Source organism: Dysgonomonas sp. 216 (assembly GCF_010501065.1).
Lineage (GTDB): Bacteria > Bacteroidota > Bacteroidia > Bacteroidales > Dysgonomonadaceae > QVMM01.
Map to the genome: position 1 here is coordinate 145,349 of NZ_QVMM01000002.1, position 13,871 is coordinate 159,219.

The 13,871-nt window shown below is 38.6% G+C and carries 8 protein-coding genes; 2 read left to right on the top strand and 6 right to left on the bottom strand.

Features of this window, described 5'->3' with window-relative positions:
* Nucleotide 1 precedes the first annotated feature (1 nt).
* Together D0T53_RS02200 and sufB are read right to left on the bottom strand one after the other, a co-directional pair.
* Nucleotides 2–1,408 carry an exopolysaccharide biosynthesis polyprenyl glycosylphosphotransferase gene (locus tag D0T53_RS02200; protein WP_163264623.1) on the bottom strand — a complete coding sequence of 469 codons (1,407 nt, stop codon included), beginning with the start codon at nt 1,406–1,408 and terminating at the stop codon, nt 2–4.
* A gap of 266 nt (nt 1,409–1,674) precedes the next feature.
* Nucleotides 1,675–3,123, bottom strand: coding sequence for a Fe-S cluster assembly protein SufB (gene sufB / locus D0T53_RS02205; RefSeq protein WP_163264625.1), 1,449 nt, complete (start codon nt 3,121–3,123; stop codon nt 1,675–1,677).
* A gap of 198 nt (nt 3,124–3,321) precedes the next feature.
* Between sufB and D0T53_RS02210 the strand changes: the two genes are divergently transcribed.
* Both D0T53_RS02210 and D0T53_RS02215 read left to right on the top strand, forming a co-directional pair.
* Nucleotides 3,322–4,308 (top strand): glycosyltransferase, encoded by a 987-nt coding sequence (locus D0T53_RS02210; protein WP_255489371.1) that lies wholly within the window; start codon nt 3,322–3,324, stop codon nt 4,306–4,308.
* A gap of 83 nt (nt 4,309–4,391) precedes the next feature.
* The gene (locus tag D0T53_RS02215) at nt 4,392–6,380 is read left to right on the top strand and encodes a KUP/HAK/KT family potassium transporter (RefSeq protein WP_163264629.1); all 1,989 of its coding nucleotides are present in this window, start codon (nt 4,392–4,394) and stop codon (nt 6,378–6,380) included.
* A gap of 11 nt (nt 6,381–6,391) precedes the next feature.
* Here D0T53_RS02215 and D0T53_RS02220 read toward each other — a convergent pair whose 3' ends face one another.
* The 4 genes from D0T53_RS02220 to D0T53_RS02235 all read right to left on the bottom strand — a co-directional run bounded on the left by D0T53_RS02220 (nt 6,392) and on the right by D0T53_RS02235 (nt 13,480).
* Nucleotides 6,392–7,465 (bottom strand): M20 family metallo-hydrolase, encoded by a 1,074-nt coding sequence (locus D0T53_RS02220; protein WP_370457774.1) that lies wholly within the window; start codon nt 7,463–7,465, stop codon nt 6,392–6,394.
* Nucleotides 7,466–8,369: 904 nt separating this feature from the next.
* Nucleotides 8,370–10,223, bottom strand: coding sequence for an ABC transporter ATP-binding protein (locus D0T53_RS02225; RefSeq protein WP_163264631.1), 1,854 nt, complete (start codon nt 10,221–10,223; stop codon nt 8,370–8,372).
* Nucleotides 10,224–10,369: 146 nt separating this feature from the next.
* Entirely contained in the window at nt 10,370–10,726 is a 357-nt protein-coding gene (locus D0T53_RS02230) for a hypothetical protein (RefSeq protein WP_163264633.1), read from the bottom strand.
* 138 nt (nt 10,727–10,864) lie between these two features.
* Complete coding sequence (locus D0T53_RS02235) at nt 10,865–13,480, bottom strand: valine--tRNA ligase (protein WP_163264635.1); 2,616 nt, start codon at nt 13,478–13,480, stop codon at nt 10,865–10,867.
* Nucleotides 13,481–13,871: the final 391 nt, after the last annotated feature.

A 13,871-nucleotide genomic window follows, 5' to 3' on the forward strand; every position in this document is an offset into this window, starting at 1 on the left:
ATCAGATAGCCTGTTTATCGCCTACAACCATATAGTATACTGTTTTGAATACTACCAAAACGTCCAACATCAGCGACCATTTCTGTACATAATAAGAGTCTGTCAGGGCACGCTTCTCCATGTCTTCGTCAGTTTTGATCTCTCCCCTTAGCCCCGATACCTGAGACAAGCCTGTTATCCCGGGTTTCACATAATATCTGATACAGTATTTGGGTAGCAAGTTGTTATAATAATTGTCCTGATGCACCATATGAGGGCGTGGTCCTACTATCGACATGTTGCCGAGCAATACATTTAAAAATTGAGGCAATTCGTCGATACTTGTTTTTCGCAGTATACGTCCCATACGGGTTATCCTTCGGTCGTTCTTTTCGGTTGCTACAATGCCTGCTTCCGAATTGGGCTTCATTGTTCTGAATTTGAAGCACTTGAATGTTTGTCCGTTTAGCCCGTTCCTATCCTGAAGAAAGAGTACCGGTCCTTTTGAGTCTAGTTTTATAAATAAAGCCAATAATGGATATAGCCAGCTTAGTATAAGTATTACAACTGTTAATGAAAAAAGAATATCGAAAATACGTTTTATCACTTGATTGAATACATTATCAAGTGGTAACTTTTTATTTGCCATCACAGGTATTGCTTCAAAGTAGTCTATTCTGAGATTGTTCGGTAAGTCGTCTACAGCATCAGGGATGTAAAATAACTGAATTCTGCTGCGGTAGGCTATTTTTTGTATTTCGGATAAATGTTGAGATAATTCGCCTCCAACCGAAAAATACAACATGTTTATGTGGTTTTCCTTCAAAAAGGTCTCTAACTTTGTTATGTCGAACTTGTAAATATCTTTCGAATCGTCTTCTGTGGCATTTTCAAGAAAGATTCCCTTGATATCCATACCGTAACTTTTACGTTTTCGGAGTAGTTTTACCAGCATACGTGTGCTTGAGTTGCTATCTATAAAAACTATGTGCCTTAGGTTCCCACCTCTGGTTCTGTGTCTTCTCAACCAGAAAAGGATAATGTAGCGCGACAATATGGCGAGAATGAACAACGAAAAAAAATAGATGGCAAAATATCGGGCCGAAAATGTGGTTTGATCGTGATAATTTAGGAATGCATAAACAACGATTCCAAAATATAAGATCTGTATAATTGTCTTTTTAGCAATAGACAACAAGTCGGAACTGCGATATATCTTATATAAGAGAGTCTTTTGTGCGATAAGATACCAACTGAGAATAAATAGAAGGAAAGCATTATAATATTCAGAAAGAGTTGAAAAAGCCCCATCAAACAAAAATTCACCTTTTAGTTGGATTGAGTATAATACAAAGAATAAACCACACACGATGATTATATCTGTAATAACACAAACAGACGATATATACTTTGAGTAGCGAAGATTCATAGGCTGCCTAATAAATATAACAGTTAAAGTTCATAGTATTGCATATATTCGTGCAAATGAAATTAAGTCCTGTATTCTAGTTTGCGTAATAGTCTTAAATTCATCTTAGGAAACAGGTTTTGAGATATTTCCTAAATAAAGAATTCGTGTCGCAAAAATAGTTAAATAAATGACGTTAAACCAAACTATATTATCTTTTTAACAATTTATCTATGTATAAGACGATAGTAGTTCTGGCAAAATAAATCAAATAAATTTGATTATAATTAGCCAACACTACCTTCCAAGCTTATTTGGAGCAGCTTCTGAGCTTCAACAGCAAATTCCATAGGGAGTTTCTGCATAACCTCTTTAGCGTAACCATTAACAATAAGGCCTACAGCATCTTCGGTGGGAATTCCCCGTTGATTACAGTAAAAAATCTGGTCTTCACTGATCTTTGACGTTGTTGCTTCATGTTCTATAATAGCAGTTTCGTTATGTATATCCGAATATGGAAACGTATGTGCACCACATTTATCGCCAAGTAAGAGACTGTCGCATTGCGAGTGGTTACGGGCTCCTTCGGCTTTTGGCGACACTTTTACCAGTCCCCTGTACGAGTTTTGGCTTTGTCCGGCCGAAATTCCTTTCGATACGATACGGCTTTTGGTGTTTTTACCAATATGTACCATCTTAGTGCCTGTGTCGGCTTGTTGATAATTGTTTGTAACGGCTACCGAGTAAAACTCTCCGATAGAATTGTCTCCGGCCAATATGCACGATGGGTATTTCCATGTGATAGATGAGCCGGTTTCTACCTGAGTCCACGATATTTTTGAATTCACGCCTTTACAAATGCCCCTTTTGGTCACAAAATTATAGACGCCACCTTTACCTTCTTTGTCGCCCGGATACCAGTTCTGCACAGTAGAGTATTTTACTTCTGCTCTGTCCATCGCAATAATTTCAACAATTGCAGCATGAAGCTGGTTTTCGTCACGCATAGGAGCAGTGCATCCTTCGAGATAACTGACATACGAGTCGTCGTCGGCAACAATTAGTGTTCGCTCAAATTGTCCGGTATTGGCTGCATTTATACGGAAATAGGTAGATAATTCCATAGGGCATCTTACACCCTTAGGTATGTATACGAACGATCCGTCGCTAAATACAGCAGAGTTTAGAGCTGCAAAAAAATTGTCTCGGTAAGAAACTACCGATCCCAAGTATTTCTTCACAAGTTCAGGGTGTTCCTGAACAGCTTCGCTAAACGAACAGAATATGATTCCCTTCTCAGCAAGAGTTTCCTTGAAGGTGGTTTTTACCGAAACGCTGTCGATAACAGCATCTACTGCCATGCCTACCAATTGTTTTTGTTCGTTGAGAGAAATGCCCAGTTTGTCAAAGGTTTTTAATAGCTCGGGGTCTACTTCATCCAGACTTTGAGGGCCCTCTTTCTTCTTTGGAGCCGCGTAATAGCTTATTGCTTGATAATCAATGGCGGGAATATTCAAGTGTGCCCATTTTGGCATATCCATTGTGAGCCAGTGTTTGTAGGCCTTTAATCGGAATTCGAGCATCCATTCAGGTTCATTCTTTTTCGACGAAATAAGCTTTACAACATTTTCGTCTAATCCGGTAGGGATTATCTCGGTTTCAATATCAGTGTGAAAACCGTATTTATAATCTCCGGATGTTATATCGTCTAAAATTTTATCTTGGTTTTCTTGCATTATGATCTATTTTGCTTGTACTTAGAATTGGGCACAAAGATACAAAAAATCATTAATAACTATGTTTCTTAATTGTAACGAAAAATTAATATAATCAAGACACAGACTAAATAACAAACAAAATGTAGGTAAGGTTCAGTTGTGCTTTTAAATAAGATCATTTCGGTTTTCAATATTTTAATTTAATTTTGCGGAGCTATGCCGAAAGTGTCTGTTCTCATGCCTGTGTTCAATAGCGGAGAGTTTCTTACCGAATCTATTGATAGTGTTATTAATCAGTCTTTTACTGATTGGGAGCTTATTGTTGTTAACGATGGGTCTACCGATAACAGCGAAGCAATTATAAATTCGTATAATGATAAACGCATAAGGTATCACAACAACGGGGAAAACAGAGGGCTGATATTTACCCGTCGGTTAATGATTGATATGGCTTTGGGCGAATATATAGCTTTTCTCGATAGTGACGATGTTGCTCTGCCAAACAGGCTTAAAACACAGATTGATTTTCTCGATAAAAATGTACGTTACGGAATGTGTGGTTCGTGGGGGGTACAGATTGACGAAAAAGGAAAGAAGGGGAAAGTTCTTAAAATTGCAACTGAGGCAGCAGAGATAAGGTGTAGCCTGTTGTTTAGCAATACTTTTATCCAGTCGTCGGTTGTTATTAGAAAGAAACTATTTGGAGATGAAACTTATAATCCGGGGTTTACGGTTGCTGAAGATTATGATCTTTGGTGCAGATTATCGGTAAAGCATAAGTTGAAAAATATTCCGACCCCTCTTATAAAGTACAGATGGCATCAAAATAATATCAGTAAGGAAAAAGAAAAACTTGCCGATACTTTGGTAAAGAGCGTTATGAAACGCGAATTGGTAAATCTTGGAATATACGCTACGGACGAGGAGATAAACCTTCATGCTGCCCTAAGGGATGTTAAAGCAATTGATATATCCCGAAGAGAATACTTTAGGTTGTTGAGGCCTTGGTTACGAAAATTAGTCGGTGCGAACCAATTGTGCCGAGCCTACGATTACGATACCTTTCTTGCTGTTACTTGTTTCCGTTGGATTTACGGATGCAAAATATGGAAATCTTATCATAACATATTTCTTCTTCCTGTTGCTTTGAATTGGAAGGCATTTCTGAAGCTTAGCAGAATGATTTGGCAACGGATGCTGTAAAAGCTTGAAAAACCACTGAACCTTTCTATTTATAGCTTGTTTTATGAAAGTGGGTTTTAACACCACTCGTTAATCGGTTTTTTATGGAAAATAAGCGACACAGAGTCCCATTTGGCCCTATCGGTATTATTATGGCTATTGGGGTTGTATACGGCGATATAGGTACATCCCCGTTATATGTGATGAAGTCTATTATTTTAGGGTTACCTGTTGGGCATTATGCCGATCCTAAATATATACTTGGGGCTGTTTCGTGTGTTATCTGGACTTTAACTATACAAACAACCGTTAAGTATGTGCTGATAACCCTCAGAGCCGATAATAATGGTGAAGGTGGCATCTTGTCGCTCTTTGCCCTGATTAGGCAAAAGTACCGATGGGCATATATTATTGCTGCAATAGGTGCTGCCACATTACTTGCCGATGGTGCAATTACTCCTGCAATTACTGTTATAACTGCTATGGAGGGTGTAAATGCTATTTTTCCTTCGGTTCCGGTTGTTCCTCTCACGGTTGCTATCATATTGGGGCTGTTTATAATTCAGCCTTTTGGTACGGGGTCTCTTGGTAAATATTTCGGAAGCGTTATGCTGGTTTGGTTCGCTGTAATGGGAGTAATAGGCTTTGGACACACTGTTGAACATCTTGATGTGTTGAGGGCTTTTAACCCTGTTTATGCAATAAACTTCATAATTGAGACGCCCAATACCCTTATAATTCTGGGAGCAGTATTTTTGTGTACTACGGGAGCTGAGGCTCTTTACTCCGATTTAGGCCATACCGGACTGAAAAATATCCGTATATCGTGGATTTTTGTAAAATCGATGCTTATAATCAACTATTTGGGGCAGGCAGCATGGATTATCAATAATCCGGCTCAAGTTCAGCCTGAGGTTAATCCTTTTTTTATGATGATGCCCGAATGGTTCAGGCTTGTGGGTATAGGGCTTGCAACACTTGCAGCCATAATTGCCAGTCAGGCGCTTATCAGTGGCTCTTTTACCATAATCAGCGAAGCAATATCCCTAAATCTGTGGCCTAATGTGAATATAAAATATCCCACAAACATTAAAGGACAAATGTACATTCCATCGGTAAATTATACGTTAATGATACTTTGTTTGTTGATGGTTGTTATGTTCGGTTCATCAACATCTTTAGAGGCGGCGTATGGGCTTTCTATTACTTTGAGTATGTTAATGACCTCCATTCTACTGTTTATATATTTCATAAAGAATAATAAGCCTCTTTGGATGAGTATTCCGTTAACTATGTTCTTTATCTCGATAGAATCGAGCTTTTTCGTAGCCAATATGCAAAAGTTTGCTCACGGAGGTTTTGCATCGATGCTTATAGCTGGAGTTGTTTTTATTATGATGTATTGCTGGTACAATGGGCGGCGTATTAAGCGAAAACATACTATTTACGATCAGGTAGACGACCAATACATCGAAAAAATAAGGCTTATAAGCGAGGACGAGAGTATACCGAAGTTTGCGACTCACCTTGTGTATATAACAAGGGCGAAGAATAAAAATGCGCTGGAAAGTAAAATTGCTTATTCATTATTTGAAAGAACGCCTAAACGTGCCGATACTTATTGGTTTGTACATATACACCGTACCGATGGACCTTACGACTTCGATTATTCGGTAAAAACGTTTATTGCCGAAAAAATATTCCGTATTGATATTCTGGTCGGTTTTAAGGTTGGAGTACATGCCGATCAGTTTGTGCAACTTATTGCTAACAAAATGGAGGGCGAAGGGCTTGTTAACCTTGCATCCCGTTATTCGTCGCAGGAAAATAAACGGGGCGATTTCTTGTTTGTCGCTGTCGATCGTGTATTTCATAATATCTCCCTCGGATTTTGGAGGAACACAATACTTTATTTTTACAATCTTATGAAAAAGGTTGGAACGTCCGACACTAAAATGTTCGATCTTGACCCAACTTCGGCCTATGTTGAGAATGTACCGTTAGTTGCTCCGGAGTATAACGATTCGGAGCTTATTCAGTTGATGAAACACGGGAAAGATGATGACGACGACAATCGTTTTAAGATAAGATAACTCCTCCTTAATTAGATCCGAAGTCCGTCTAATAATTTGACGTAATATTCGATAGACTCGCGTATTTCGCTTAGTAAGATATATTCGTCTGCCGTATGCGAACGAGCCGAATCTCCGGGGCCTATCTTTACCGATGGAAAGGGCATTAATGCCTGATCTGAAAGAGTAGGGGAGCCAAAGGCTTGTTTACCTATTGTTATTGCTCTTTGTACAAAAGGATTTTCTAATGATATTCTCGATGAATTTAGCCGGAACGACCGTGCTTTTATTTCCGATAGGGTATGTTTGTTTATAATGTCAAATAACTCTTCGTTTGTATAGCACTCGTTGCTGCGCACGTCGACAACAAATTCGCATTTATCGGGAATTACATTGTGTTGTGTGCCCGAATTTATCATTGTAACAGTCATTTTTACAGGACCTAAAAGATCGCTTTCATCGGCAAATTCGTATGTCCTGAACCATTCTATATCTGCTATGGCTTTGTAAATAGCATTTTCGCCTTCGTTGCGTGCTGCATGCCCCGATTTTCCGTAAGCAACGCAATCGAGAACCATTAAACCCTTTTCGGCAACTGCCGCATTCATGCCTGTTGGTTCGCCTACTATTGCAAAGGCCGGAGTCGGAATATCGGGTAAAACGTATTCTATACCATTTTTTCCGGAAACCTCTTCCTCGCAAGATGCAAGAAATACTAAATTATAGTCCTGAGGTTTTGCATCTAATATAAAAAAAGAGTGAAGCAGCGATGTTACACTGGCTCCGGCATCGTTGCTTCCCAGTCCGTACAGAAAATCGCCCTCAATTTCGGGAACGAAAGGATCTTTGGTCCATCCCGATACAGGTTTTACCGTGTCTATATGGGAATTGAGTAGTATGGTAGGCTTTTCCGCGCTGAATTTTTTTGATGATATCCATATATTATTCCCTTTTCTTCGGGGAATATAGCCCATTTTGGTTATGTATTTTTCGATATAATCTGCAATTTGTGATTCGTCTCTGCTAAAAGAGGGGGTCGAAATCATTTTTTTTAATAATTCAACAGCTTCATAAAACATTGAGCTTATATCTGTATCTGTTTTCATAAGTTTAATACTTAAATTTTTTCAGCGTATAAAACAAAAGTACAACCTTTTTTTATTACAGCCTTATCTCAGATCAAAATGTAGAGTAAAAAAACATTGTTTTTGGGCATAAATTCTAGCAGTGGGTAGAAATGCCAAGAAAAAAATGATTGTGACCGGACGAAATAATAGTTCCTTGTTTTACAAATATCTTCTGCCAAAAAGAATTTTTTTACGTGTGTATTCTTTTCTGCAATTTTTATTTTTTCTTATTTATTCGAATATTCTAACTCCCATCTTCTTCTGCTTATTGTTAATATAAAAGTTAAATAATAATTATAATTATTCTAATATAGAATACTATTATAAATAATTACTTTTATAATAGTAGTTTAATTATTTATGGAACACACTTTAAAGGTTAATTATATCCAATAATTATAATGTTATATATTACTATGATATATTTTTGATATTTGTATTAAATTTTATAGGTAGTATGTAAAATTGAAAATTTATTTTTAAAGAAAATGATTATGGTGTATATGTTTTTCAAAAAAGATAATTTTGAATGAGTAAAAGGTTCTTTAAACTCTATGTATTCACTTAATAGATAAATTGCAGTATAAAACTTCCGAATAAGGATTTCGTATATCTAAAATTTGTGTCATATTACAAAGTATTTTGGCCTAAAAGGATAGTCGAATTTAATTGTATATAGTTACTTTTTTCGAAATAGCATGCTTGTTCTGGAGTTGTAAGCACATATAACGTAAATGGTGTAATTATTTCGGTAAAAACGCTTATTTTGGATTAAAGTACGCTTGTTATGCGCTGAAAAGGGTAGATTATACAAAATATGGGACACTTATACCGTTAAAGTTAAAGCGCCCCATAATTTGTATTGTTCTGAATTTCCTTTTGGTCAGAATTGCTGCATATCGCACAGTTTGCGATAATAACCGTTCTTATTGAAGAGTTCTTCGTGTCCTCCGCGTTCAACAATGCGTCCTTCGTGCATAACGCATATTTCATCGGCACTTTTTATGGTCGACAGACGGTGGGCAATAACAATCGTTGTACGATTCTTCATAAGGTTTTCCAGTGCTTCTTGCACTAAATATTCCGATTCGGTATCGAGAGCCGATGTTGCTTCGTCAAGAATCAATATCTGAGGGTTTTTGAGTATTGCGCGCGCTATGCTGATACGTTGGCGCTGACCTCCCGATAATTTACCTCCCCGGTCTCCTATATTAGTCTCGTAACCGTTTTCGGTTGCCATTATAAAGTCGTGGGCATTTGCAACTTTTGCGGCTTCGATAACTTCTTCCGGTGTTGCCGAATCTACCCCAAATGCAATGTTGTTTAAAAATGTATCGTTGAATAATATTGCTTCCTGATTTACATTTCCCATAAACGAGCGCAAATCGTGTACTTTTGCATTACGTATATCTACATCGTCGATAAATATTCCGCCTTCGTTTACATCGTAAAAACGGGGAAGTAAATCGACCATTGTCGATTTACCTGAGCCCGATTGCCCAACCAATGCAATGGTTTTTCCTTTCGGAACAGTAAGGCTTACGTCCTGTAATACCCAGTTATTTTGATATTTGAACCATATATTGCGATATTCGATTTTGTTATTGAATGAAAGTTTTACCGCATTTTCGGGGTCTTTTATATTGTTCTCTGCCGAAAGTATCTTATCGATACGTTCCATCGAAGCCAGCCCTTTTTGTATTGCGTATGCCGATTTTGAAAACTCTTTAGCCGGATTAATTATACTGTAGAACATTACCAGATAGAACATAAAACTCGATGCTGTTATGCTTCCGCTATCGCCAAGTATCAGTAAACCGCCAAACCATAGTACTATGGCTATTGTAGTGGTTCCCAAAAATTCGCTCATCGGGTGGGCTAATTGTTGGCGGCGCGATATTTTATTGGTCATACTGCGAAGCTCGTCTCCTCCTTTATAAAATTTGTTCGAAACTTTCTTTTCGGCATTGAAGGCTTTTATGATGCGTAATCCGCCAAGTGTTTCTTCTATTTGTGCCATTAATTCTCCCCATTTTTCCTGTGCTGCAGTCGAACGTTTTTTCAGGGTTTTACCCACACGCCCCATAATAAAACCGGCAAAAGGGAGTACTATTAACACAAACAGAGTTAACTGCCAGCTTATAACAATCATTGTTGTAAAATACACTAATATCAGTATCGGGTTTTTGAACAACATGTCGAGCGAACTCATTATCGAATTCTCAACTTCGTTTACATCTCCCGTCATACGTCCTATAATGTCGCCTTTGCGTTCTTCCGAGAAAAAGGCAAGCGGCAGCGAAAGTAATTTGTCGTTAATCTGGTTGCGAATGTCGCGTACAACTCCTGTGCGGATAGGTATCAGGTAAAACGAACTGAGGTATGTAACGCCTGTTTTTATTAAAGTAAGAATAACTAAAGCCACAGCTAGTAACATGAGCGTTTGTTCCGCTCCGTTTTGTTCTATGCTGTTAGTCCAGAAATAATAGAAGTTATTTTTTGCGGCGCCTCCAAAATATTCGGCTTGTTTCATAAATCCGTCTATCGAAGGATCGCTCCAAGGCATAAAAGAGTACACCTCGTCGCTTATTTTAAACAGTATGTTTAATATTGGTATTATCAGCATAAACGAAAATACATTCATAAATGCAGATAATATATTGAATGCGAAACTCAATATAAGCTGTCGTTTATAAGGAGGAATGAAGCGGCGTAATACTTTAATAAATTGTTTCATTATGTAATGTTGTTGTTCTATTTTCGTAAAAAAGAGAGCCCAAAGATAATGATAATTTGACTTTGCTATAAAGTTTTAATATCTTATTAATAAGACCCGAAATGTATTTTACAAAAATTTCATATCTTAATAGCTAAACGTTGGTGTTACGGGTGTGGATGTCGGGGTCGTCCTATGTGTGGTCTTTCTTCTTCGTAGTTCATTTCTATCAAAACTCCGTCCAAAAAGTGCAGGTAATTGTAAGACGATGGAATAGCTTTTCTTTCTCCTTTATCATCTACATAGGTGTATGTTGTGTAACGCAAAACTTCGAGGTTGCCCTGCTCTGTTTTTGTCATAGTCATAACTTTGTAATCCTTGCCTAATTTACCGATTACATCTTGTTTTTTCATGCCTAGCTGTACGTCTTTTACTCCACTTTGCAGCGAGGGTCCGCAGGATGCCAGAATGAACGAGAAAAGCATAAAGAAAGCGGCTTTTTGTAATGATTTAATTTTTTTCATAACGTGCGATTTTTAATTTAACATACTATATCAGACCACAGAGTTTTGTATAGGTTTAATTATAGATAAAAATTTCGGTATAAATCAAAACTCCCGAACAGGCGCACTATTCGGGAGTTTTGGGGATATTGTTTAAAATTATTTCTTTAACGCAGCAATGCTTTCTTCCAAAGTCTTTATTTTGCTTTCGGCATCGGCTTGTTTTTTACGCTCGTTATCAACAATTTCGGGTTTTGCATTAGCTACAAACTTTTCGTTGCTGAGTTTCTTTGCTACCGATTGAAGGAAACCTTGCAGATATTTTACTTCGGCTTCAAGCTTTTCGAGTTCGGCTTCAACATCAATGTTGTTTCCTAGCGGAACTGCATATTCGGTTGTCCCGACCAAGAACGATACTGCTGCCGGGTTTTTCTCTGTGGCTTTTTCAATGGCGGTGATATTCGCCATTTTCAATATAACCGAATCGAAAGCGTTGCTATGTTCGCCAAGTACGGTCAAATCCAGAGAATCTTTGTTCGGTATATTCTTTTGCAGCCTCACGGTACGTATCCCTGCGATAATCTCCTTTACGGAGTCGAACGACGAAAGGTACGAATTATCGTACGCATTAACCTTTGGCATATTACTTACCATCAGGCTGTCTCCGTTTTCGCGCTCTGTTAATGCCTGCCAAAGTTCTTCGGTAATGAATGGCATGAACGGATGAAGCAAGCGTAACAGTTTGTCGAAGAAATGGAGCGTATCGGCATAAGTTTTGCCATCGATAGGTTTTTGATAAGCAGGTTTGATCATTTCGAGGTACCACGACGAGAATTCGTCCCAAAACAGCTTATAAAGTAGCATTAAAGCTTCCGACAGTCGGTATTTACCGAATAAATCGTCGACTTCTTCTATTGTTTTCGACAGAACCATATCGAACCATTTAATCGCAATTTTTGCCGATTCGGGTTGTTCTGCATTATTATCAACTTCCCATCCTTTTACAAGGCGGAATGCGTTCCATATTTTGTTATTGAAATTACGTCCCTGTTCGCAGAGCGATTCATCGAAAGGAAGGTCGTTTCCGGCGGGAGCGGTAAGCATTAATCCCATGCGTACGCCATCGGCTCCATATCTTTCGATCAATTCGAGAGGATCGGGAGAATTTCCTAACGATTTCGACATTTTACGTCCCATTTTATCGCGAACTATACCTGTGAAGTAAACATTGCGAAAGCATGGCTCGTTTGTGTACTCATACCCCGACATAATCATGCGGGCAACCCAGAAGAATATAATATCGGGGCCTGTTACCAGATCGCTTGTAGGATAGTAATATTGCATATCCTTATTGTCGGGAACATTGATTCCGTCGAATACCGAGATTGGCCACAACCAAGAAGAGAACCATGTGTCGAGACAGTCTTCGTCCTGACGCAGTTCGTTCATACTCAGATCCGGATTTGTTTCGCGAGCCTTTTCCAATGCTTTTTCGGGAGTTTCGGCTACCACATATCCACCTTCGGGCAAATAGTAAGCAGGAATACGATGTCCCCACCATAGTTGGCGGCTTATACACCAATCCTTAATATTCTCCATCCAGTGGCGATACGTATTCTTATACTTTGCAGGATAGAATTTAATTGTATCGTCCATCACGGCATCAAGCGCAGGCTTTGCAATGTCTTCCATGGTTAGAAACCATTGCATCGAAAGTTTTGGCTCGATGGCTACATTTGTCCGTTCCGAATATCCAACCTTGTTGGTGTAAGCTTCCGTTTTTTCGAGAAGCCCCATTTCATCGAGGTCTTTTTCTATTTTCTTGCGTACATCAAATCTGTCCATTCCTTCGTACTGAAGTCCGTGTGCATTTAATGTGCCGTTGTCGTTAAAAATGTCGATGACTTCGAGATTATACTTCTCTCCAAGCATATAGTCGTTCACGTCGTGTGCGGGAGTTACCTTAAGGAAACCCGTACCGAACTCAACGTCCACATAATCATCTTCGATAATGGGAACAACACGGTTTACTATCGGAACGATAACTTTTTTACCTTTCAGATGCGCAGTTTTTTCGTCGTTGGGGTTAATGGCAACGGCTATATCCCCGAAGATGGTTTCGGGGCGTGTGGTTGCAATTACCGCATAACCATCCTCACCCTCTACCATATAGCGCAGATAGTAAAGCTTACCATGTTCTTCTTTATGTATAACTTCTTCGTCCGAAAGGGCTGTTTTTGCCGAAGGGTCCCAGTTTACCATGCGAACGCCTCGGTAAATTTTACCTTTGTTGTAAAGATCGACAAAAACTTTAAGTACACTTTCCGAACGTTTTTCGTCCAACGTAAAAGCTGTACGATCCCAGTCGCACGAAGCTCCCAGTTTTTTCAACTGTTCAAGTATTATTCCTCCATGTTCGCGAGTCCATTCCCAAGCATGCTCAAGAAACTTGTCGCGGCTAAGGTCGGTTTTCTTTACGCCTTCGGCAGCCAGTTTTGCAACTACCTTGGCTTCGGTTGCGATAGAGGCATGGTCGGTTCCCGGAACCCAACATGCATTTTTACCCATCATGCGGGCACGGCGCACAAGTATATCCTGTATCGTATTGTTCAGCATATGCCCCATATGCAACACACCTGTAACATTTGGTGGCGGAATGACGACTGTAAACGGCTCACGATTATCGGGTTCGGAATGAAAAAACTTGTTTTTCATCCAATACTCATACCATTTGCCCTCTACTTCGGCAGGATTGTACTTACTTGCTATTTCCATGTTTATAAAAATTTGAAATACAAAATTACAAATTTGTTATAATATACGGGAATTGCGGCGCTATGTTTTTTTATTATGTTCTAGTTATATAGAATTAACTGATGGTTTAAAAGCCTTTTAACGCTGGTTGTTTGAAAAACCTGACAGTTCTGACAGTTTTTTGCTTTTTTGTTTCTTAAAATCGTCTCTTTCTGAAAAGACTCTCAAAAGGAGGGAAGTGGTAGGCTTTTCTACTTCTATAAAGCTGTGAAACTTGACTGATTATTGAATAGAATGCAGAAATATATAATTCGTATACTTAAAACTAATAAATAACTAGAACCGCCATAAGCCAAACATTATTCAATGCAAGGCTGGAAAAGGAATATCTTCAAAAATGTAATTGTTCTTT